This is a genomic window from Micromonospora coerulea (assembly GCF_016598485.1).
GTDB classification, from domain to species: domain Bacteria; phylum Actinomycetota; class Actinomycetes; order Mycobacteriales; family Micromonosporaceae; genus Micromonospora; species Micromonospora coerulea.
In genome coordinates this window covers 15,589-36,807 of sequence record NZ_JAEMUW010000013.1, presented here as the reverse complement: position 1 = coordinate 36,807, position 21,219 = coordinate 15,589, and the positions used below count along the sequence as shown (strand labels likewise).

The 21,219-nt window shown below is 74.1% G+C and carries 22 protein-coding genes and 1 tRNA gene; 14 read left to right on the top strand and 9 right to left on the bottom strand.

The genetic code is table 11. The features are described 5' to 3' along the window. Nucleotides 1-46 precede the first annotated feature (46 nt). The 6 genes from I8N68_RS17890 (at nucleotide 47) to rdgB (ending at nucleotide 4,320) form a co-directional block, all read left to right on the top strand. Nucleotides 47-535 (top strand): M67 family metallopeptidase, encoded by a 489-nt coding sequence (locus I8N68_RS17890; protein WP_200211205.1) that lies wholly within the window; start codon nucleotides 47-49, stop codon nucleotides 533-535. A gap of 67 nt (nucleotides 536-602) precedes the next feature. Beyond that, nucleotides 603-938, top strand: a complete 336-nt coding sequence (locus I8N68_RS17885) for a MoaD/ThiS family protein (RefSeq protein WP_200211203.1) — start codon at nucleotides 603-605, stop codon at nucleotides 936-938. Between the two features lie 12 nt (nucleotides 939-950). Beyond that, on the top strand, nucleotides 951-1,916 hold the full coding sequence (locus I8N68_RS17880; RefSeq protein ID WP_200211198.1) for a PLP-dependent cysteine synthase family protein: 966 nt from the start codon (nucleotides 951-953) through the stop codon (nucleotides 1,914-1,916). 225 nt (nucleotides 1,917-2,141) lie between these two features. Continuing rightward, complete coding sequence (locus tag I8N68_RS17875) at nucleotides 2,142-2,888, top strand: MBL fold metallo-hydrolase (RefSeq protein ID WP_200211196.1); 747 nt, start codon at nucleotides 2,142-2,144, stop codon at nucleotides 2,886-2,888. Between the two features lie 89 nt (nucleotides 2,889-2,977). Continuing rightward, a complete protein-coding gene (gene rph / locus I8N68_RS17870) occupies nucleotides 2,978-3,706 on the top strand; it encodes a ribonuclease PH (RefSeq protein WP_200211195.1) in 729 nt (242 codons plus the stop codon). After that, nucleotides 3,703-4,320 (top strand): RdgB/HAM1 family non-canonical purine NTP pyrophosphatase, encoded by a 618-nt coding sequence (gene rdgB / locus I8N68_RS17865; RefSeq protein WP_200211194.1) that lies wholly within the window; start codon nucleotides 3,703-3,705, stop codon nucleotides 4,318-4,320. Before rph ends, rdgB begins: the two co-directional genes overlap by 4 nt. 31 nt (nucleotides 4,321-4,351) lie before the next feature. Here rdgB and hutH read toward each other — a convergent pair whose 3' ends face one another. Genes hutH through I8N68_RS17835 form a run of 6 tightly spaced genes read right to left on the bottom strand, consistent with a single transcriptional unit; the run spans nucleotide 4,352 to nucleotide 12,182 of the window. Continuing rightward, nucleotides 4,352-5,890 carry a histidine ammonia-lyase gene (gene hutH, locus I8N68_RS17860; protein WP_200211191.1) on the bottom strand — a complete coding sequence of 513 codons (1,539 nt, stop codon included), beginning with the start codon at nucleotides 5,888-5,890 and terminating at the stop codon, nucleotides 4,352-4,354. Then, nucleotides 5,878-7,056, bottom strand: a complete 1,179-nt coding sequence (gene hutI / locus I8N68_RS17855) for an imidazolonepropionase (protein WP_200211190.1) — start codon at nucleotides 7,054-7,056, stop codon at nucleotides 5,878-5,880. Before hutI ends, hutH begins: the two co-directional genes overlap by 13 nt. Next, nucleotides 7,053-8,408 (bottom strand): formimidoylglutamate deiminase, encoded by a 1,356-nt coding sequence (locus I8N68_RS17850; RefSeq protein WP_200211466.1) that lies wholly within the window; start codon nucleotides 8,406-8,408, stop codon nucleotides 7,053-7,055. Before I8N68_RS17850 ends, hutI begins: the two co-directional genes overlap by 4 nt. Further along, complete coding sequence (locus I8N68_RS17845; RefSeq protein ID WP_307812866.1) at nucleotides 8,405-9,604, bottom strand: allantoate amidohydrolase; 1,200 nt, start codon at nucleotides 9,602-9,604, stop codon at nucleotides 8,405-8,407. Before I8N68_RS17845 ends, I8N68_RS17850 begins: the two co-directional genes overlap by 4 nt. A gap of 55 nt (nucleotides 9,605-9,659) precedes the next feature. Beyond that, a complete protein-coding gene (gene hutU / locus I8N68_RS17840; RefSeq protein WP_200211189.1) occupies nucleotides 9,660-11,315 on the bottom strand; it encodes a urocanate hydratase in 1,656 nt (551 codons plus the stop codon). Nucleotides 11,316-11,327: 12 nt separating this feature from the next. Further along, the gene (locus I8N68_RS17835) at nucleotides 11,328-12,182 is read right to left on the bottom strand and encodes a MurR/RpiR family transcriptional regulator (RefSeq protein WP_200211188.1); all 855 of its coding nucleotides are present in this window, start codon (nucleotides 12,180-12,182) and stop codon (nucleotides 11,328-11,330) included. 209 nt (nucleotides 12,183-12,391) lie between these two features. Here I8N68_RS17835 and I8N68_RS17830 point away from each other — a divergent pair, with 209 nt between their 5' ends. The 4 genes from I8N68_RS17830 to I8N68_RS17815 all read left to right on the top strand — a co-directional run bounded on the left by I8N68_RS17830 (nucleotide 12,392) and on the right by I8N68_RS17815 (nucleotide 17,030). Next, nucleotides 12,392-14,722 (top strand): acyltransferase family protein, encoded by a 2,331-nt coding sequence (locus tag I8N68_RS17830; protein ID WP_307812865.1) that lies wholly within the window; start codon nucleotides 12,392-12,394, stop codon nucleotides 14,720-14,722. Then, the gene (locus I8N68_RS17825) at nucleotides 14,719-15,096 is read left to right on the top strand and encodes a glycosyltransferase family protein (RefSeq protein WP_200211182.1); all 378 of its coding nucleotides are present in this window, start codon (nucleotides 14,719-14,721) and stop codon (nucleotides 15,094-15,096) included. Before I8N68_RS17830 ends, I8N68_RS17825 begins: the two co-directional genes overlap by 4 nt. A gap of 288 nt (nucleotides 15,097-15,384) precedes the next feature. Then, nucleotides 15,385-16,218 (top strand): class I SAM-dependent methyltransferase, encoded by an 834-nt coding sequence (locus I8N68_RS17820; protein ID WP_200211180.1) that lies wholly within the window; start codon nucleotides 15,385-15,387, stop codon nucleotides 16,216-16,218. Beyond that, nucleotides 16,215-17,030: an MOSC domain-containing protein gene (locus I8N68_RS17815; protein WP_200211178.1), complete on the top strand. Its 816-nt coding sequence runs from the start codon at nucleotides 16,215-16,217 to the stop codon at nucleotides 17,028-17,030. Before I8N68_RS17820 ends, I8N68_RS17815 begins: the two co-directional genes overlap by 4 nt. A 70-nt stretch (nucleotides 17,031-17,100) precedes the next feature. Here I8N68_RS17815 and I8N68_RS17810 read toward each other — a convergent pair whose 3' ends face one another. From I8N68_RS17810 to bcp, 3 genes are all read right to left on the bottom strand, one after another. After that, nucleotides 17,101-17,640 (bottom strand): GNAT family N-acetyltransferase, encoded by a 540-nt coding sequence (locus I8N68_RS17810; protein ID WP_200211170.1) that lies wholly within the window; start codon nucleotides 17,638-17,640, stop codon nucleotides 17,101-17,103. A gap of 55 nt (nucleotides 17,641-17,695) precedes the next feature. Then, nucleotides 17,696-17,782, bottom strand: a tRNA-Leu gene (locus tag I8N68_RS17805). 71 nt (nucleotides 17,783-17,853) lie between these two features. Then, nucleotides 17,854-18,324: a thioredoxin-dependent thiol peroxidase gene (gene bcp / locus I8N68_RS17800; RefSeq protein ID WP_200211167.1), complete on the bottom strand. Its 471-nt coding sequence runs from the start codon at nucleotides 18,322-18,324 to the stop codon at nucleotides 17,854-17,856. 162 nt (nucleotides 18,325-18,486) lie between these two features. Here bcp and I8N68_RS17795 point away from each other — a divergent pair, with 162 nt between their 5' ends. The 4 genes from I8N68_RS17795 to I8N68_RS17780 are packed head-to-tail and all read left to right on the top strand — an operon-like array spanning nucleotide 18,487 to nucleotide 21,201. Next, nucleotides 18,487-19,206: an energy-coupling factor ABC transporter permease gene (locus tag I8N68_RS17795; RefSeq protein WP_200211165.1), complete on the top strand. Its 720-nt coding sequence runs from the start codon at nucleotides 18,487-18,489 to the stop codon at nucleotides 19,204-19,206. Further along, the gene (locus tag I8N68_RS17790; protein ID WP_200211164.1) at nucleotides 19,203-19,646 is read left to right on the top strand and encodes a PDGLE domain-containing protein; all 444 of its coding nucleotides are present in this window, start codon (nucleotides 19,203-19,205) and stop codon (nucleotides 19,644-19,646) included. The genes I8N68_RS17795 and I8N68_RS17790 overlap by 4 nt, the downstream gene beginning before the upstream one ends. A 17-nt stretch (nucleotides 19,647-19,663) precedes the next feature. Beyond that, the gene (gene cbiQ, locus I8N68_RS17785) at nucleotides 19,664-20,434 is read left to right on the top strand and encodes a cobalt ECF transporter T component CbiQ (protein ID WP_200211163.1); all 771 of its coding nucleotides are present in this window, start codon (nucleotides 19,664-19,666) and stop codon (nucleotides 20,432-20,434) included. Next, nucleotides 20,431-21,201, top strand: coding sequence for an energy-coupling factor ABC transporter ATP-binding protein (locus I8N68_RS17780; protein WP_200211160.1), 771 nt, complete (start codon nucleotides 20,431-20,433; stop codon nucleotides 21,199-21,201). Before cbiQ ends, I8N68_RS17780 begins: the two co-directional genes overlap by 4 nt. The last annotated feature ends 18 nt before the right edge of the window (nucleotides 21,202-21,219 follow it).

Genomic DNA, 21,219 nt, shown 5'->3' with positions numbered 1-21,219 from the left:
GTCGCCACCTCGCCGGGCGTCAGCGGCAGGCGCTAGGCTGGGCGGCGTGCTGAGCATCGACCGGTCGATCGTCGACGCGATCGTCGCCCACGCGCGCCGGGACCACCCGGACGAGGCGTGCGGCGTGGTCGCCGGTCCCGTCGGCAGCGACACCCCGACCCGGCACATCCCGATGGAGAATTCGGCCCGCTCGATGACGTTCTACGAGTTCGACTCGATGGAGCAGTTGCGGGTGTGGCGGGCGATGGACGACCGCGACGAGGAGCCGGTGGTCATCTACCACTCGCACACCGCCACCGAGGCCTACCCGTCCCGCACGGACATCTCCTTCGCCGGCGAGCCGGGAGCGCACTACCTGCTCGTCTCGACCCGAGAGCCCGACACGGAGGAGATCCGCTCCTTCCGGATCGTCGACGGCGTGGTGACCGAGGAGCCGGTCCGGATCGTGGATGCCGCCGTGGACCCGCACGCCGTCCAGTCCTACATGTTCGGGCAGAGCCCGGCGACGGTCGACTACGAGTGTTCCGGCCGCTGACCTCTCAGCGCCGGCTCATTCCCTTCCCGCCCGTCACCGCGCACACCCGAACAAGGAGCACGACATCATGGCCATCGAGGTTCGCATCCCCACCATCCTGCGCAGCTACACCGGCGGCGCGAAGGTCGTCGAGGGCGCCGGGGACACCCTGAGCGACCTGCTCACCGACCTGGACTCCCGGCACGCCGGCCTGAAGGGCCGGCTGGTCACCGACGCCGGTGCGCTGCACCGGTTCGTCAACGTCTACGTCAACGACGAGGACGTCCGCTTCCTCGGCGCGCTCGACGCCAAGCTCAACGACGGCGACAGCGTCACCATCCTGCCGGCGGTCGCCGGTGGGGCCTTCGGCTTCGCGGCCGCCGCCGCGATCGCCGGCCACCGCGCGGCCGTCGCCGCCCGCTGAGGGCGGTCTGCCATGGCGCGGTACGACAGCCTGCTCGACGCCAGCGGCGGCACGCCCCTGGTCGGGCTGCCGCGGCTCTCGCCGACGGTGCCCGACGGGGCGCCGCCGGTGCGGCTGTGGGCGAAGTTGGAGGACCGGAACCCGACCGGCAGCATCAAGGACCGGGCGGCCCTGTTCATGGTGCGCGCGGCCGAGGAGTCCGGCCGGCTCCGTCCGGGTGCCACCATCCTGGAGCCGACCAGCGGCAACACCGGCATCTCGCTGGCCATGGTGGCCAAGCTGCGCGGGTACCGGTTGGTCTGCGTGATGCCGGAGAACGTCTCCACCGAGCGGGTGCAACTGCTCCGGATGTACGGCGCGGAGATCATTTTCTCGCCGGCGGCCGGCGGCTCGAACCAGGCCGTCGCCACCGCGAAGCAGATCTCCGCCGAGCACCCCGACTGGGTGATGCTCTACCAGTACGGCAACGAGGCGAACGCCCGGGCGCACTACGAGACGACCGGGCCGGAGCTGCTGCACGACCTGCCCACGATCACCCACTTCGTGGCTGGTCTGGGCACCACCGGGACCCTGATGGGCACCGGGCGCTACCTGCGGGAGAAGGTCGACGGCATCCAGGTCGTCGCCGCCGAGCCCCGCTACGGCGAGCTGGTCTACGGCCTGCGCAACATCGACGAGGGGTACGTCCCGGAGCTGTACGACGCCACCGTGCTGTCCCGGCGGTTCTCGGTCGGCACCCGGGACGCCGTGCTGCGCACCCGGCAGCTGGTCGAGGTGGAGGGCATCTTCGCCGGCTTCTCCACGGGCGCGATCCTGCACGCGGCGCTGGCCGTGGCGCACGAGGCGGTCCGGGACGGCCGCCGGGCCGACGTCGCGTTCGTGGTCTGCGACGGCGGCTGGAAATACCTGTCGACCGGGGCGTACGGCGGCACCCTCGCGGATGCCGAGGACGCGCTGGAAGGGCAGCTCTGGGCCTGACGGCCACGGGGTCGGCCGGCGGCGTCCTGCCGCCGGCCGACTCCTGCGTCACCGGATGGCGCGGAGACGCGTGCCGGTGTCACGTTGATGACATCTTCCGGTAGATGATTCTTGACCCGCAGTGGCGGCGCGTAGGCTGCGCAGCGTGGCGTACGCGTCGGTAGAGATCATCGACGGAGAGGTTGCCGGCGCGTCGACTACCGTGCGTGACAGCGGGACGACCGGATGCGACTGACCGTCCTGGGCTGCGCGGGCAGCTTCCCCGGCCCCGAATCCCCCTGCTCGGCCTACCTGGTCGAGGCGGAAGGCTTCCGCCTCCTGATCGACTTCGGCTCCGGGTCGCTCTCCACCCTCCAGCGCTACGTCGGGCTGCACGCCCCCGACGCCATCCTCCTCACCCACCTGCACTGCGACCACATGCTCGACGCGGTGTCGTACGTGGTGGTGCGCCGGTACGCCCCGGACGGGCCGTACCCGCCGCTGCCCGTGTACGCGCCCGCCGGCGCGCCGGACCGGCTCGCCGCCGCGTACGGGCAGGAGAACAGCACGGTCGAGGATGTCTACCAGTTCTACGGCCTCCAGCCGGGGACGTTCCCGATCGGGCCTTTCAGCGTCACCGTGGACCGGATGAACCACCCGGTCGAGACGTACGGGGTGCGGCTGGAGCACGGCGGGCGGGTGCTTTGCTACTCGGCGGACACCGCCCCCTGCGACGCGCTGGTGCGGCTCGCCCAGGGTGCCGACCTCTTCCTCTGCGAGGCCAGCTACCTCGACGGCGTGGACAACCCGCCGGACCTGCACCTGACCGGCCGGGAGGCCGGCGAGGCGGCGACCAAGGCGGGCACCGGCCGGCTGCTGCTCACCCACCTGGTGGCCGCCTGGGGCAGTGAGGCGCACACGCTGGAGTCGGCCGCCGCCGCGTACACCGGTCCGCTCGAGGTGGTCCGGGCCGGCGCCACGTACGAGGTCTGACCGGCGCCCGTCCCGGCGGCGCGAGCCGCGCCGCCGCGTCCCGGGCATCCCGGGGACGGTTCGATCGGTGCACCGCATAAGGTGCAGGCATGGCGCGACCTGACGGGCGGCTGCCCGACCAACTCCGACCGGTGACCCTGACCCGGGGCTGGAGCACCCACCCGGAGGGCTCGGTCCTCGTCGAGTTCGGCGCGACGCGGGTGCTGTGCACCGCGAGCGTGACCGAGGGGGTGCCCCGCTGGCGCAAGGGCTCCGGGCTCGGCTGGGTGACCGCCGAGTACGCGATGCTGCCCCGGGCCACCAACACCCGCTCGGACCGGGAGAGCGTGAAGGGCCGCGTCGGTGGGCGAACCCACGAGATCTCCCGGCTGATCGGCCGGAGCCTGCGCGCCAGCATCGACCTCAAGGCGCTCGGCGAGAACTCGGTCGTGCTCGACTGCGACGTGCTCCAGGCCGACGGCGGGACCCGTACGGCCGCGATCACCGGCGCGTACGTGGCGCTGCACGACGCGGTGGGCTGGCTGGCCGCGCGCAAGGCGCTGGCCGGCAAGCCGGAGAAGGTGATGCACCGGTCGGTGGCCGCGGTCAGCGTGGGCATCATCGCCGGCGAGCCGCGGCTGGACCTCTGCTACGAAGAGGACGTGGCCGCCGAGGTGGACATGAACGTGGTCTGCACCGGCACCGGCGACTTCGTCGAGGTGCAGGGGACGGGCGAGGCCGGCGTCTTCGCCCGTGACCAGCTCGACGCCCTGCTCGACCTGGGCGTGTTGGGCTGTCTGGAACTGGCCGACGCGCAGCGGAAGGCGCTCACCTCATGAACAAGGTCCTGCTCGCCACCCGGAACCGGAAGAAGCTCGTCGAGCTCCAGCGGATCCTCGACGGTGCGCTCGGCGCGCACCGGATCGCCCTGCTCGGCCTCGACGACGTCGAGGCGTACCCGGAGCTGCCGGAGACCGGCCTGACCTTCGGCGAGAACGCGCTGATCAAGGCGCGGGAGGGCTGCGGCCGGACCGGCCTGCCCACCATCGCCGACGACTCCGGGCTGGCCGTGGACGCGCTCAACGGCATGCCCGGGGTGTTCAGCGCCCGCTGGGCCGGCCGGCACGGCGACGACCGGGCCAACCTCCAGTTGGTGCTGGACCAGATCGCGGACCTGCCGGACGAGCACCGGGCCGCCTCCTTCGTCTGCACCGTCGCGTTGGTGCTGCCGGGCGGTAAGGAGCACCTGGTCGACGGCCGCCAGTCCGGCCGGCTGCTGCGCGCGCCGCGCGGCGACGGCGGGTTCGGGTACGACCCGATCTTCCTCGGCGACGGGCAGCAGCGGACCAACGCCGAGCTGACGCCCGAGGAGAAGGACGCGGTCAGCCACCGGGGCAAGGCGCTGCGCGAGCTGGCCAAGCTGGTCGCGAAGGTGCTGCCGCCCACCGTCTGACCCACGACGGACGGCAGCGCCCCGCTCGAGGTCAGCCCAGCGGGCCGACCTCGCGTTCGATGGCGGCCCGCAGCTCGGGGCCGGCCAGCACCGCCCGGGCCGCCTCCATCACCGGGGCGAGGAAGACGTCCGGGCCGGGCTCGCCGGCGGGCCCGCCCAGCGCGGCCACCGCGGCCCGGCCGGCCGGCGACGGCTCCAGCGGTGCGCGGAGCTGGAGCCCGCGCACGGCCGCCAGCAGCTCCACGGCGAGCAGGCTGGTCAGGTTGTCCAGCACGGTGCGCAGCTTCTTGGCCGCCGCCCAGCCCATCGAGACGTGGTCCTCCTGCATGCCGCTGGTGGGCAGCGAGTCCACCGAGGCGGGGGCGGCCAGCCGGCGGTTCTCCGCGACGATCCCGGCCGCCGTGTACTGGGCGATCATCAGTCCGGAGTTGACCCCGGCGTCGGGGGAGAGGAACGCCGGCAGGTCGCGGTTGCGGGCAACGTCGAGCAGCCGGTCCACCCGGCGTTCGGCGATCGCGCCCACCTCGGCGGCGGCGATGGCCAGGTAGTCGGCGGCGAAGCCGAGCGGCGCGCCGTGGAAGTTCCCGGTCGACTCGACCCGCCCGTCGCGCAGCACCACCGGGTTGTCCACCACCGAACGCAGTTCCCGCCCGGCGACCGTGTCGACGAAGTCGAGGGTGTCCCGGGCCGCGCCGGCGACCTGCGGGGCGCAGCGCATCGAGTACGCGTCCTGCACGGCGTGCGCCAGGTCGTCGCGGTGCGAGTCCATCACCCGGGAGTCCTGGAGCAGCCGGTGGATGTTCGCCGCCGAGGCGGCCTGCCCGGGGTGCGGCCGGATGGCGTGCAGCTCGGGCAGGAACGGCCGCTCGGAGCCGAGCATCGCCTCGATGGCCAGGGCGGCGGTGACGTCGGCCATGGCGAACAGGTGCCGGGCGTCGTGGATGGCCAGCAGCAGCATGCCGAGCATGCCGTCGGTGCCGTTGATCAGCGCCAGCCCCTCCTTGGCGGCCAGCTCGATCGGGGCCAGCCCGACCCGGCGCAGCGCCTCGGCGGCGTCGAGCCGCTCGCCGGCCGGCCCGAGCACCCAGCCCTCGCCGAGCAGCACCAGCGCACAGTGGGCCAGGGGCGCCAGGTCGCCGGACGCGCCGAGCGAGCCGTGCTCGGGCACCCACGGGGTGATCTCGTGGTTGAGCAGGTCCACCAGGGCCTCGGCGACCAGCGGGCGGACCCCGGAGTGACCGAGCGCGAGGGAGCGGACCCGCAGCAGCATCATCGCCCGGACCACCTCGCGGGGCATCGGCGCGCCCACCCCGGCGGCGTGCGAGCGGATCAGCGCGTGCTGGAGCTCGGCCCGCCGTTCGGGCGCGACGAAGGTGTTGGCGAGCGCCCCGAAGCCGGTGGAGACGCCGTAGACCGGCCGGCCGGCGGCCTCGATGCCGTCCACGATGGCGCGGCTGGTCGTCATGGCCTCCACGGTGGCCGGGTCGAGGACGACCTTGGCGGTGCCGCGGGCGACGGCGAGGACGTCGGCGGGGGTGATCCCGGTGGGCTGGATGATTACGGTCGACATTGAGGTACTCCGTTGCGCAGGACCTGGCGGATCAGTGGCACACCGGGCCGGTAGGCCAGGTGCAGGTAAGAGGGGGCGTCGAGGATCATCAGGTCGGCCCGGGCGCCCCGGGCCAGCCGACCGATGTCGGAGCGGCGCAGCGCCGCCGCCCCGCCGGCGGTCGCGGCCCAGACCGCCTCCGCCGGGGTCATCCGCATCTCGCGTACGGCGAGCGCGACGCAGAACGGCATCGACGAGGTGTACGACGACCCGGGGTTGCAGTCCGTCGCCAGCGCCACGGTCACGCCCGCGTCGAGCAGCCGCCGGGCGTCCGGGTACGGCGACCGGGTGGAGAACTCCGCCCCCGGCAGCAGCGTGGCGACGGTCGGCGAGCCGGACAGCGCGTCGACGTCGGCGTCGGTCAGGTGCGTGCAGTGGTCGACGCTGGCCGCGCCGAGTTCCACCCCGAGCCGCACGCCCGGCCCGGGGCCGAGCTGGTTGGCGTGTACCCGCACGCCCAGCCCGACGGCCTGACCGCAGGCGAGGATCGCCCGCGCGTGGTCCACGTCGAAGGCGCCCCGCTCGCAGAACACGTCGATCCAGCGGGCGTACGGGGCGGCGGCGGCCAGCATCGGCCCGCAGACCAAACCCACGTAGTCGTCGGGGCGGTCGGCGTACTCGGCGGGGACGACGTGCGCGCCGAGGAAGGTGGTGTCCTCGGTGAACTCGGCGGCGATCCGCAGCGAGCGGGCCTCGTCGGCGACGGTGAGCCCGTACCCGCTCTTGATCTCGATGGTGGTGGTGCCCTGCCGCATCCCTTCGCCGCGCAGCCGCCCCACGGTGGCCCGCAGCTCGTCGTCGGATGCGGCGCGGGTGGCGCCGACGGTGGTGCGGATGCCGCCCCCGGTGTACGGCTCGCCGGCCATCCGGGCGGCGAACTCGGCGGCCCGGTCCCCGGCGAAGACCAGGTGGGCGTGGCTGTCCACGAAGCCGGGCAGCACCGCCGCGCCCTCGGCGTCGATCCGCCGGTCGGCGGCCGGCGCGTCCCGGGCCGGTCCGACCCAGGCGACCAGGCCGTCCTCGACCAGCACGGCGGCGTCGTGGCGGAGGCCCAGCGGCCCGCCACCACCCGCGCCGACGGAGTTGGTGACCAGCTCGCCGATGTTGTCCACCAGCAGGCTGCTCATCGGTTGGTCACCGCCTCGATGGCGTCGCGCAGCTCGGTCGGCACGTCCACGGTCAGGTGCCGGCCGTCGGCGACGACCGTCCGGCCGTCCACCACGACGTGCCGCACGTCGGCCGCCGTGGCGGCGTGGAACGCCCCGACCGGGGGCACCCCGGCGGTGCGGGCGCTGTCCAGCCGTACGGTGACCAGGTCGGCGCGGTCGCCGACGGCGAGCCGGCCCGCGTCACCCCAGCCCAGCGCCGCGTGCCCGGCCACGGTGGCGGCGGTGCACAGGTCGGCGGGGGTGAAGTGGCCCCGCCGGCGGGTCCGCAGCCGCTCGTCCAGCTCCACCGCGCGGGCCTCCTCGAACAGGTCGATCACCGCGTGGCTGTCGCTGCCCAGGCTCAGCGGGCTGCCCGCCTCGGCCATCCGCCGCGCCGGCCCGATCCCGTCGGCCAGGTCCCGCTCCGTGGTGGGGCAGAGGCAGATCCCGGTCCGGCTCTCCCCGAGCAGGGCCAGGTCGGCGCTGGTGGGGTGGGTGGCGTGCACCGCGGTGGTGTGCGGGCCGAGCACGCCGTGGTCGGCGAGCAGCCGGGTCGGGGTGCAGCCGTGCACCGCCCGGCAGGCGTCGTTCTCGGCGGGTTGCTCGGAGAGGTGCACGTGCAGCGGCACGCCGTTGCGGTCGGCCCAGCCGGCGACGGTGGCCAGCTGTTCCGCCGGCACCGCCCGGACGGAGTGGATGGCCGCGCCGACCCGGGCGTGGTCGTTGCCGGGGGCGATCCCGCTGACCCGCTCGGCCCAGCGCAGCGCGTCCCCGTCGCCGAACCTCCGCTGCGCCCCGACCAGCGGCGCCCCGTCGACCGTCGCGGTGAGGTAGCAGGTGTCCAGCAGGGTCAGCCGGATGCCGGCGTGCGCGGCGGCCTCGATCAGCGCCGCGCCCATCGCGTTCGGGTCGGCGTACGGGGTGCCGTCGGGGCCGTGGTGCAGGTAGTGGAACTCGCCGACGCAGGTGATCCCGGCGAGCGCCATCTCGGCGTACGCCGCCCGGGCCAGGGCCAGGTAGCTGTCCGGGTCGAGCCGGGCCGCGACGTCGTACATGACGTCCCGCCAGCTCCAGAAGTCGCCCCGGCCGCCCTGGGTACGCCCGCGCAGCGCCCGGTGGAAGGCGTGCGAGTGGGCGTTGGCCAGCCCGGGCACGGTCAGCCCGGGCAGCCGCGTGGCGTCCCGCAGCACCTCGACGCCGGCGGTCGGGGTGCCGCCCCCGACCAGTGGCGCGACGGCGGTGATCCGGCCGTCCTCGACCTCGATCAGCACCTCGGGCGTGGGTTCGGCGTGGTCGGGCAGCCAGGCGTACTCCGCGAGCCAGCGGGTCAGCGGCATGTCAGCTCCTCCAGCACCCGGGCCAGGGCGGTCACCCCGGCCGCGCAGTCGGCGTCGGTGGCGGCCTCGGCGGGGGAGTGCGACACACCGGTCGGGTTGCGCACGAAGAGCATCGCGGTGGGCAGGTGCGCGGCCAGCACCCCGGCGTCGTGCCCGGCCCCGGTCGGCAGCACCGGCGCGTCGAGCAGCGTGGCCAGCCGCTTGGCCAGCCCGCCGTCGAACGCCACCAGCGGCGTGGCCGACTCCTCGGTCAGGGTGAGCTCCGTGCCGTCCCGCCTCGCCCGCTCGGCGGCCTTGGCGCGTACCGCCTCGACCAGGCCGTGCAGCGTCTGCGGCTCGGCCGCCCGGGCGTCCAGCCAGCCGGTCACCCGGGACGGGATGGCGTTGGTGGCGTTCGGCTCCACCGCCACCCGGGCCACGGTGGCGTGCGCGTCGCGCAGCCGGGCCTCCTTGTTCGCCGCGAGCACCGTGAACGCGTAGGTGAGCATCGGGTCGCGGCGGTCCGCCATCCGGGTCGTACCGGCGTGGTTGCCCTCGCCCTGGAAGTCGAAGCGCCAGCGGCCGTGCGGCCAGATGGCGCTGGCCACCGCGACCGGCGCGTCCTGCTCGACCAGCGCGCGGCCCTGCTCGACGTGCAGCTCCACGAAGGCCGCGAAGCGGCCGAGCAGCACCGGGTCGGCGCCCGCGGGCCGGTCGCCCAGCGCGTCGGCGAAGCTCACCCCGGCCGCGTCGCGCAGCTCGGCCGCGCGCTCCACCGCGATCTCGCCGGTGAGCAGCCGGGACCCCAGACACGGTACGCCGAACCGGGCGCCCTCCTCCTCCACGAACGCGCCGACCGCCAGCGGCCGGGCCGGGGTGAACCCGGCCGCGCGCAGCTCGTCCACGGCGAGGAACGCGCTGACGATGCCGAGCGGCCCGTCGTACGCGCCGCCATGCGGCACCGAGTCGAAGTGGCTGCCGGTGAGCACAGCGTCGCCCGCCGCCGGATCGCCCCACCAGGCGAACAGGTTGCCGTTGCCGTCCTCCTGCACCGGCATGCCCCGCTGGTCGGCCTGGTCGCGGAACCAGGCGCGCAGCCACCGTTCCGGCTCGGTCAGCGCGTACCGCAGGTAGCCGCCGCTGTCGGCGTCCCGCCCGACCGGGGCGAGGGAGTCCCACAGCTTCCGGAACCGGGCAGCCAGGTCGGTCACGCGGCGCCCCTGTTGTTCGCGACTGCGGGGCTCCGCTGCGCTGCACTCCTCGCGCTCACGCGGCGCCCTCCGCCATCGGCACCCGGACGCCGGTGCGCTCGGCGACCTCGCGGGCGCCGTCGTAGCCGGCGTCGACGTGCCGGATGACGCCCATCGCCGGGTCGTTGGTGAGCACCCGCTCGATCTTCTGCCCGGCCAGGGCGGTGCCGTCGGCGACGCAGACCTGCCCGGCGTGGATGGACCGGCCGATGCCGACCCCGCCGCCGTGGTGGATGGACACCCAGGACGCCCCGCTGGCGGTGTTGACCAGCGCGTTGAGCAGCGGCCAGTCGGCGATCGCGTCGGAGCCGTCGGCCATCGCCTCGGTCTCCCGGTAGGGGCTGGCCACGCTGCCGCAGTCCAGGTGGTCCCGGCCGATCACCACGGGCGCGCTCAGCTCACCGGAGGCCACCATCTCGTTGAACCGGACGCCCGCCTTGTCCCGCTCGCCGTAGCCCAGCCAGCAGATCCGCGCGGGCAGGCCCTGGAAGGCGACCCGCTCGCCGGCCATCCGCATCCACCGGGCCAGCGACTCGTTCTCCGGGAACAGGTCGAGGATGGCCCGGTCCGTGGCGGCGATGTCCTTCGGGTCGCCGGAGAGCGCCGCCCACCGGAACGGGCCCTTGCCCTCGCAGAACAGCGGCCGGATGTACGCCGGCACGAAGCCGGGGAAGTCGAAGGCCCGCTCGTAGCCGGCGAGCTGCGCCTCGCCACGGATCGAGTTGCCGTAGTCGAAGACCTCCGCGCCGGCGTCGAGGAAGCCGACCATCGCGGCCACGTGCCGGGCCATCGACGCCCGCGCCCGGTCGGTGAACTCGGCCGGCTTCGCCGCCGCGTAGTCCCGGGCGTCGGCCGGTTCCACTCCGACCGGCAGGTACGACAGCGGGTCGTGCGCGCTGGTCTGGTCGGTCACGATGTCGATCTCGACGCCGCGGACCAGCAGCTCGGGGAAGACCACCGCCGCGTTGCCGACCACGCCGACGCTCAGCGCCCGACGGTCCCGCTTCGCCGCCAGCACCCGCGCGACGGCGTCGTCCAGCGAGTCGGCGACCTCGTCCAGGTAGCGGTCGTGCACCCGGCGGTCCAGCCGGCTGCGGTCCACGTCGACGATCAGGCAGGCGCCGCCGTTCATGGTGACCGCGAGGGGCTGCGCGCCGCCCATCCCGCCGCAGCCGGCGGTCAGCGTCAGCGTCCCGGCCAGGGTTCCGTTGAACCGCTTGGCCGCGACGGCGGCGAACGTCTCGTACGTGCCCTGGAGGATGCCCTGGGTGCCGATGTAGATCCACGAACCGGCGGTCATCTGCCCGTACATGGTGAGGCCGAGCTGCTCCAGGCGGCGGAACTCCGGCCAGGTGGCCCAGTCGCCGACCAGGTTGGAGTTGGCCAGCAGGACCCGGGGCGCCCACTCGTGGGTGCGCATCACGCCGACGGGGCGGCCGGACTGCACCAGCATCGTCTCGTCGTCGCGGAGCTCGGTCAGCGTCCGGACCAGCGCGTGGTAGGACGGCCAGTCCCGCGCGGCCTTGCCGGTGCCGCCGTAGACGACCAGGTCGTCGGGGCGCTCGGCCACCTCCGGGTCGAGGTTGTTCATCAGCATCCGCAGCGCGGCCTCCTGGGGCCACCCCTTCGCGGTGCGTGCGGTGCCGCGGGCGGCGCGGACGGGCTGGTGCATTTCGTACTCCTCTCAGCCGAGGAACAACTGGCGGCGGGCGGCGGACGACTCGAATGCCTCGAGCCGGGCCTGGGTGTCGGCCGGGGCGGCGTCGCAGATCGCCTGGAGCACCACCATGGCCAGGGTCATCGGGGCGGTGTGCAGGTCGAAGACGAGGTCGGTGCCGACGGCGGCCGGGAGCACCACCTCGGCGTGCTCGGTGGCGGGGCTGACCGGCGAGTCGGTGATCGCGACGACGGTCAGCCCGGCGGCCCGGGCCTCGCGCAGCGCGTCCAGGGTCTCCCGGGGGTAGCGGGGCAGCACGAAGGCGAGCAGCGCGGTCGCCCCGGCCGCGGCGGCCTGTTCGAGCCGGTCGGTGAGCAGGCTGCCAGCGTCGTCCAGCACCCGGACGTCCGGGTGCACCTTCGCGGCGAAGTATGCGAAGTACGCGGCCAGCGGCGCCGCCGCGCGCAGCCCGAGCACCGGCAGCGGGCGGCTGCCGGCCAGCAGCGTCCCCACCTCGGCGAGCCGGTCGTGGTCGGCGAGTTGCCCGGCCAGCCGGTCGAGGTTGCCCATTTCGGCGCGGACGGCCCGCTGCAGCGGGTTGCCGGCGTCGACCGGGTCGGCCGTACCGGCGGCGGTCAGCTCCCGCAGCCGGCGGCGCAGCGCCGGGTAGCCGTCGTGGCCGAGCGCCATCGCGAACCGGGTCACCGACGGCTGGCTGACCCCGGCCAGCTCGGCCACCTCGGCCGCCGACAGGTACCCCGCCGCGCCCGCGTGCTGCACCAGGCAGTGCGCGATCCGACGCTGGGTGGGGGTGAGCCGGACCCCGTGGAAGAGGTCCAGCACCCGGTCGGTCGGCGCCGCGACGACAGCGCTTTCATTCATGCCAGGACTCTATGCATGAAGAATTTCAAAGACAAGCCGCGGCGCCTGGTCCCACCGACCGGCGGACCATCCGGCGGGCGGCCTCTCTGTACTATCCGCACGGCGGGTGAACAGAGGAGTTGTGGCATGCAGCCGGAGGGTCCGTACAGGTTCACCGAGATGAGAACTCGGGGGATTGGCTGCGGTACCTGCTGTCCGCCGCCGGCGGCGTGGTGATCATCGACGGGTTCAGTCTCGCGCAGCGCCGGCTCGGTCGACGCCTGCGGCCGGCGGGAGTGGCCGCGACGGACGACGCGAGCCGGGCCGCCGACGCCGGGCCGTCGGAGCGGGAACCGGTCGCCGCGCAACAGCCGGCCCCGGTCGCCGCGCCGGAGCCGGGGCCGGCCGACCCGCCCGTCCCACCCGATCCCGCACCGGCACCGGACCCCGCGGCCGTCGCGTCCACCCCCGAGCCGGTCGCTGCCGCCGCCACCGGCTCAGTGGACCGGACGCCCGACGTCCGCCCACGCAGCGGGTTCCGCAAGGACATCGAGGGCCTGCGGGCGCTCGCCGTCCTGCTGGTGGTGCTCTGGCACGCGGACGTCCCGCTCATCCCCGGTGGATTCGTCGGGGTCGACGTCTTCTTCGTCATCTCCGGATACCTGATCACCACCGGGATGGTGGCGGAGGTGGCGGCCCACGGCCGGCTGTCGCTCAGCCGGTTCTGGGCGAGACGGGCGAAGCGGCTGCTGCCCAGTTCGGCGCTCGTCCTGCTCGGGGCGGTGGTCCTCACCTACCTCTTCCTGCCGGACATCCGGTGGCGGGACACGGCGTGGGACGTCGTGAGCAGCGCTCTCTACGTGGTCAACTGGCGGCTCGCGGAACTGTCCGTCGACTACCTCGCCGCCGAGCAGGCGCCCAGCATCGTCCAGCACTACTGGTCGCTCGCGGTCGAGGAGCAGTTCTACCTGGTCTGGCCGGTGCTGCTGGTGGCGGTCGCCTGGTTGGCCCGGCGAAGCAACGGCGGACCCACCCGGTTCGGCAGGCTCGCCTTCGGCGCCGTGGGCATCGTGTGGGCGGCCTCTTTCGCGTGGTCGGTGGTGATGGTCCAGACCGACCCGGGCCGGGCCTACTTCGTCACCACCACCCGGATGTGGGAACTCGCGATCGGCGCGCTGCTCGCGCTCTGGCCGCTCCGGCGGCTGACCGGTGCCGCGGCCTCGGTGGCGGGCTGGATCGGCGTCGCGGCCATCGCGGGATCGGCCGTGCTCTTCGACGCCTCGACGCCCTTCCCGGGACTGCTGGCGCTGCCCGCGACCGTGGGAGCCGCGCTCGTCCTCGCGGCCGGCTCGGTCAACCGGTACGGCCCGGTGGCGGTACTGCGCCTGCCGCCGCTGCAGTTCTTCGGCCGGATCTCGTACACCCTCTATCTGTGGCACTGGCCGCTGCTGGTGGCGTTCACCGCGCGGCTGGAGAAGCCGGGCCTCGCGGTGCGGGCGCTCGCGGTGGCGGTCTCCGTCGTGCTGGCGTACCTCACGAGCCGGTTCGTGGAACGACCGGTCTGGCACTCCCGGAAGCTCTCCGTGCGGCCGCGCACCGCGCTCGCGGTCGGACTGGCGTGCACCGTGCTGTCGGTCGGCGCGGGCGTGGCCTTCCACCTCGCGACCGTCGCGCCGGCGACCGACGGCGCCACCGTCCGCAACGCCCAGGGCGCCGCCGTGCTGAGGTCCGGCGTCGCGGCGGGCGCTGGTGTTCCCGTCGACCGCTCCCCGTCGGTCGTTCCCGACCCGGCGCGGGCCCGTGGCGACCTGCCGTCGGTCTACTCCGACGGGTGCCACGGCAGCCCGACCGACACCGCGGTCCGCCCGTGCACCTACGGCGCGGCCACCGCCACGGTCACCGTCGCCCTGATCGGTGACTCGCACGCCGCGCAGTGGGTGCCCGCCCTGCAAGCCGTCGCGGAGCAGCGGAACTGGAGGCTGGTGACGTACACCAAGTCGAGCTGCCCCGTCCTCGACGTCGAGGTGGCCGTGGGTGCGGACCTGCGCCCGTACGACAGTTGCGTGACCTGGAACCAGTCCCTGCGGCGCACGCTGGCCGCCGACCGCCCGGACCTCATCGTCACCAGCAGCTACAACTACTCCGCCATCCGGGACGGCCGGGCCATGCAGGGGGCGGCGAACAACACCGCCCTGGTGGACTCGATGCGTCGCACCTGGCAGGGGCTCGCCGCCGTGGCGCCCGTCGTGGTGCTGCGGGACACTCCGGCGCCGCGCCGGGACATCGCCGAGTGCGTGTCCGCCCACCGGGAACAGCTGACCAAATGCGCCGTCGCCCGCGACGCCGCGCTGGCCGGCATCGGCCCGCTCCAGGCCACCGCGGCGCAGGGACTGTCGGGCGTGCACCTGGTCGACCTGAACGACGCGGTCTGCCCGGCGGACCGGTGCGCGGCGGTCATCGGCGGGGTGCTCGTCTATCGCGACACCAACCACCTGACCGCGACGTACGTGCGGAGCCTGGCACCCCGGCTTGACGAGCAGTTGCAGGTGGTGATGGGTTGACCGGCCACGGGTTTCCGGAGATCAGGAGGGCAACGGACCTCCTCGAGAACCGACCTGCCCCGCGGCGCGAGCGCGCTCCGCTGCTGGCCGGCAAGTCGGTGGCCCTGGTGCACGAGTGGTTCGGCGCGACGGGCGGCTCGGAGAACGTCTTCCTCGCGCTGCGCGAGGTGCTGCCGGACGCGACCGGGTTCGTGCTGTGGCGTGACCGGGACGCCCGGCGCGGGCTCGACCTGCGGGAGTCGTGGCTCGCCCGTACGCCGCTGCGGCGGTCGAAGGCGCTGGCGTTGCCGCTGATGCCCCTGACCTGGCGGACCCTGACCCGGGAGAGCTTCGACGTCGTCATCTCGTCGAGCCACGCGTTCGCGCACACCTGAAGCTCCCGGCCGCCCCCGATTCGCGCTACCTGAGCTACATCGGCGATCCGCCGGCCCCGACGGCGACGCGGCGCAGGTGGCGGTATCGCCCCGTCCATGGTGGAGGCTGCGGCCTCGGTAGCCTCCGCTTGCGCGCCGGGGAACTGCTGACGATCGGACATGGGACGCGATGCTACTGAGTTGCGTTTCCGCCCGGGTGCCCTCGTCCACTCGGTGGGCCGGGCCGGCCGACCGGGTGAATGGAAACTTTCCTCGTCAGCCGCCCCGGTTAACTGGTAGAACGCTCCCGTGGACGCAACGAAGCTCCGGCGGGCCATCGCCCGCACCCCGCTGGCCCCGGTCGCCGCCTTCCCCAAGCGGCTGGCCCGGGTCGCCCGGCACGACGCCAAGGTGCTGCGCACCTCCGCCCGCTGGCTGGTCACCTCGCGGGAGCACCACAACTACACGTACGAGCTGACCAAGCTGAGCCGGCACCACCTCGCCTGGTTCGTCAGCGTGGTCTGCGACGTGCCGGTCAAGCAGGTCCGGGCGTACCTCAACGAGATCGAGACCGACGAGGAACTGCGCGGGCACATCGAGCGGGCCACCGCCGCCGCGTCCCGTCGCGGGCTCGCCGACAAGCGCGTCCGGTACGCCCGCCGGATCGGCTGGTACGCCATCGTCCGCGCCCGCAAGCCCGCCCACGTCGTCGAGACCGGCGTCGACAAGGGGCTCGGCAGCTGCGTCCTCGCCGCCGCCCTGCTGCGCAACACCGCCGAGGGACACCCGGGCCGGCTCACCTCGCTGGACATCAACCCGGAGGCCGGCTACCTGGCCCGGGCCACCCCGTGGGCCGGCGTGGTCGATCTGGTGATCGGCGACTCGGTCGCCTCGATCGGGGCGCTGGACCGCCCGGTCGACCTGTTCCTGCACGACAGCGACCACAGCCGGGGCCACGAGAAGCGGGAGTTCGACGCGGTGGAGCCGAAGCTCGCCCCCGGCGCGATGCTGCTCACCGACAACGTCACCGTCACCAACGTGCTGGCCGAGCACGCGGAGCGGACCGGCCGGCGCTTCCTGGCGTACCGGGAGACACCGGCGCGGCACTGGTACCCGGGCGACGGGATCGGGGTGGCCTGGTGAGGCTCGCGGCCCTGCACACGTACCCGGTCAAGGGTTGCCGCCGGCTCGACCACGACGGCGCCCGGGTCGAACCGTGGGGCCTGGCCGGCGACCGGCGCTGGCTGGTCGTCGACGAGCACGGCGTCGGCGTCACCCAGCGCGAGGTCACCGCGCTGGTCACCCTCCGCGCCACCCCGCGCGACGGCGGCCTGGTGCTGCGTGCCCCGGACCGCGCCGACCTGGACGTGTCCGAGCCGGACACCGGCGAACCGCTGCTCGTCCGGGTGTTCCGCAGCCGCCGGCCGGTCGCCGCGCTGCCCGCCGGCCCGGCGGCCGACGCCTGGCTCGGCGACCTGCTCGGGCGCCCCGTCCGGCTGGTCTGGCTGCGCGATCCGGCCCGGCATCTGGACTCCGGCGAGCGCGACCACGACACCGGCGACCAGGTCAGCTTCGCCGACGAGTACCCGCTGCTGCTGGCGGGTGCCGCCTCGCTCGACGCGCTGAACGACTGGCTGGCCGAGGCCGGCGAACCACCGGTGCCGATGGCCCGGTTCCGCCCCAACCTGGTGGTCGAGGGCGCCCCCGCCTGGGCCGAGGACGGGTGGGCCGGCCGCCGGCTCCGGATCGGCTCGGTGGTCCTCCGCGCCGCCGGGCCGGCCGACCGCTGCGTGGTCACCACCACCGACCAGGAGACCGGGGTACGCGGCAAGGAGCCGCTGCGCACCCTCGCCCGGCACCGCAACATCGGGCACAAGCTCCTCTTCGGCCTGCACCTGGTCCCCGACGGGCCGGGCGAGGTGTGCGTCGGCGACCCGGTCACGCTGCTCGATTGACCACTGCGCGCGGCATCACCGCACGTGGTCCGCGCCGGCTGTGCGGGTTGGGCTGGTGCGGCGAGCGCCCTCAGGCCGCCGGGCCGTCCAGGTCGAGCCACATGAAGATCTCGTCCCGGTCGTCGCCCGGGGCGAGCCGCAGCGCGCCCGGGAGCCGGCCCACCTCCCGGTAGCCCAGCCGGTCGTAGAACGACTCCAGGCCGAGCCCGCCCCGGACCGTCACGTGCAGCGCCGCCAGGCCCCACTCGCGACCGAGCCGCTCGGCCTCCCGCATCAGCGCGACGCCGTACCCCCGGCCCTGGGTGTCGGGGTGCACCATCACGCGCTTGAGCACCTGGTAGTGCCGCTTCAGGTGGAACCGGTTGTCGCAGAAGATCAGGATGGCGACCGGCCGGTCACCCTCGTAGCCGACCAGCAGCCGGTCCGGCCCGTCGGCGATCTCGGCGAAGGCGGCCTCGGCCATGGGCCGGACCTCGGCCGCGGCTACCGGGGCGACGAAGCCCACCGCGCCGCCGGCGTTGGTGACGTCCACCCAGAGGGCGACGATCTGCGCGCGCAGCGCCGGGGTGAGTTCGGGATCCAGTACGAAACGCAGGCTCACGCCCGCCATCCTGCAACACTGGCAGGGTACGAGCCCTCGACCGTGACCTTGATGACACGGCCCTTGGTGCGGGAGAGGGGAATCGAACCCCCACGTCCTTTCGGACACAGGCTCCTAAGGCCTGCGCGCCTGCCTGTTACGCCACTCCCGCAGACCCGCTGAGTCTAGAACGTTCCGCGTGCGGCGTGTGTGGTCCGGTCCGCCGCGGCGCATCCGACCGGCTCAGTCCAGTCCGAGGTCCCGGCGCAGTTTGGCGACGTGCCCGGTGGCCTTGACGTTGTAGAACGCCCGCTCGATCTTGCCGTCGGCGTCGATGACGAAGGTCGATCGGATCACGCCGGTGACCGTCTTGCCGTACATCTGCTTCTCGCCGTACGCGCCGTACGCGGTCAGCACCGCCTTGTCGGTGTCGCCGACCAGCGGGAAGGTGATGGCGTCGCGGTCGCGGAACTTGGCCAGCTTCTCCGGCTTGTCCGGGGAGATGCCCACCACGTGGTAGCCGGCGGCCTGGAGGGAGGCGAGGGAGTCGCGGAAGTCGCAGGCCTGCTTGGTGCAGCCGGGGGTCATGGCGGCCGGGTAGGCGTACAGGATGACCTTGCGGCCGCGCAGGTCGGCCAGGGAGAGCGTGTCGCCGGTGTCGGTGGGGAGGGTGAACTCGGGCGCCGGGTCACCGGGGTTGAGGCGGTCGGTCATGGCGCTGACGATACCGCCGCCGCCCGGGCGCGCCCCGGCGGCGCGCGCCGCCGGCAGGTGATCAAGGCCATGGCTTGTTGCAAGAGATTGGCAACAGAGAGCCGGTGCAAATAGGCTGAGGCTCGTCGGTGTGCGCCCGCCCACCGCGCCCCGGGAGGTCGAGTGGAAATCCTGGCGATGCACATCTCGAACGGGATCATCAACGGTCCCGTCGCCGCGGTCTTCGCCGCCTTCGCACTCGCCGTGCTGACCCTCTGCGTGCTGCGTGGCCGCCGGGACCTGGACGACCGGCTGGCCCCGATGGCGGGCCTGGTGGCCGCGTTCATCTTCGCCGTGCAGATGCTCAACTTCCCGATCCTCACCGCCGGGGTGAGCGGTCACCTGCTCGGCGGCGCGCTCGCCGCGCTGCTGGTCGGCCCGTGGGTCGGCGCGCTCTGCGTGGCCGTGGTCCTCGTGGTGCAGGCGCTGGTCTTCGGCGACGGCGGGGTGGCCATGCTCGGCCTCAACGTCACCAACATGGCGATCCTCGGCACCGCTGCGGCGTACCTGCTGATCGCGCTCCTGCTGCGGGTGCTGCCCCGGACCCCGGCCGGCCTCGCGGTCACCGCCTTCGTCTCCGCGCTGGTCAGCGTCGTTGTCGCCAGCCAGGGCTTCGTCCTGCAGTACTGGCTCGGCGGCACCACCGACCTCGGCAACAACCTGACCGGGCTGGCCGGCACGATGGCCGGTGTCCACCTGCTGATCGGCATCGGCGAGGGCCTGATCACCGCCACCACGGTGCTCACCGTCGCCAAGGTCCGCCCCGACCTGGTGTACGCGCTGCGCGCCCTGGAGCCGGTCGCCCCCGCCACCCGGGTTCCGGTGGCCGGGAGTGCCCGATGACGAAGCGCAACTGGGGCTTCCTCCTCGGCGGCCTGCTGGTCGCCCTGCTGCTCGCCGGGGTGGTCAGCAACTACGCCTCGTCGCATCCGGACGGGCTGGACTCGTCGCTGCTCACGGGCTGCACGGTGAACGCGGACGGCGAGATCACCGGCGGCAGTTGCCCCGCGCAGCGGGCCGAGGACCACGAGCTCGCCGACAGCCCGCTGGCGGACTACGGCATCCGGGGCATGGACAACCGGTTCCTGTCCACCGGTCTCTCCGGCGTCCTCGGCGTCCTGCTCACCTTCGCCCTCGGCGGCGGTCTCTTCTGGCTGGCCCGCCGCCGCGGGCCGGCCGGCACCGACCCGGCCGGCACCGGCACCGACCCGGCCGGCCGGGACACCGGCCCCGCGGGTCACGACGCCGGGCAGGGCGCGGCCCGCGCCGGCTCGGCCGGCTGAGCGGGGGGTACGCCGCGATGGGTGCCGGACACGCACACGTCCTCTACCGGGAGTCCACCTCGCCGGTGCACCGCCTCCCGCCCGAGGCGAAGATCGCCGCGATGGTGTCGTTCACCATCGCGGTGGTCGCCACGCCCCGCGAGGCGTACTGGGCCTTCGGCGGGTACGCGCTGCTGGTCGCCGTCGTCGCGGCGCTGGCCCGGGTGGGTCCACGCTGGCTGCTCGGCCGGGCACTGATCGAGCTCCCGTTCGTGCTCTTCGCGTTCGCGCTGCCCTTCTTCGGGGCGGGGGAGCGGGTCGAGGTGGCCGGGCTGAACCTGTCGGTGGACGGGTTGCTCGGCGGCTGGAACATCCTGGCCAAGGGGACGCTGGGCGTACTGGCGTCGCTCCTGCTCGCCGCGACCACGACGACCCGGGACCTGATCGTCGGCCTGGACCGGCTGCACTGCCCGCAGATCTTCACCCAGATCGCCACCTTCATGCTGCGCTACCTCGACGTGCTGGTCGGCGAGGCACGGCGGATGCGGGTGGCCCGGGTCTCCCGGGGCGACGACCCGCGGTTCCTCTGGCAGCTGCGCGGTTTCGCGGCCGGGATCGGCGCGCTCTTCCTGCGTGCGTTCGAGCGGGGTGAGCGGGTCTACCTGGCCATGGTGTCGCGCGGCTACTCCGGCCGGATGCCGGCGGTCTGGCAGGGCGCGGGCGCGGCCACCGCCGGCCAGTGGGCGGCCGCCGCCACCGTGCCGCTGACGGCCGCCGCCATCGCCGCCGCCGCGGTCGTCCTGACATGATCGGGTACGTGCAGACCGCTCCCTCCCTGGACGTACGCGGCGTCCGGTACGCGTACCCGGACGGTCACATCGCCCTGGACGAGGTCGACCTGACCGTGCCGCGCGGGGACCGGGTGGCGCTGCTCGGCCCGAACGGCGCCGGCAAGACAACCCTGGTGTTGCACCTCAACGGCATCCTCACCGCCACGGCGGGGACGGTCACCGTCGGCGGCCTGCCGGTCAGCCGGGACCGGAACACCCTGGCCGAGATCCGCCGCCGGGTGGGCATCGTCTTCCAGGACCCGGACGACCAGCTCTTCCTGCCCACCGTCGCCGAGGACGTCGCCTTCGGCCCGGCCAACCTGGGCCTGCGGGGGCCGGAGCTCACCGCCCGGGTCGACGAGGCGCTCGCCGCGGTGGGGATGAGCGAGCACCGGGACCGCGCCCCGCACCACCTCTCCTTCGGTCAGCGCCGCCGGGTGGCCGTGGCCACGGTGCTGGCGATGCGCCCGGAGATCCTGGTCCTCGACGAGCCGTCGTCCAACCTCGACCCGGCCGCCCGCCGGGAGCTGGCCGAGATCCTCCGCGCCCTGCCAGTGACCCTGCTGATGGTCACCCACGACCTGCCGTACGCCGCGGAGCTCTGCGACCGCTCGGTGATCCTCGACGCCGGCCGCATCGTCGCCGACGCCCCCACCGTCGATCTGCTCTCCAACGCCCCCCTCCTCGCCGCCCACCGCCTCGAGCTCCCCTACGGCTTCACCCCCCGTCCCGCCGCTCACCCCTGAGACCTGCTCCGCCCCACC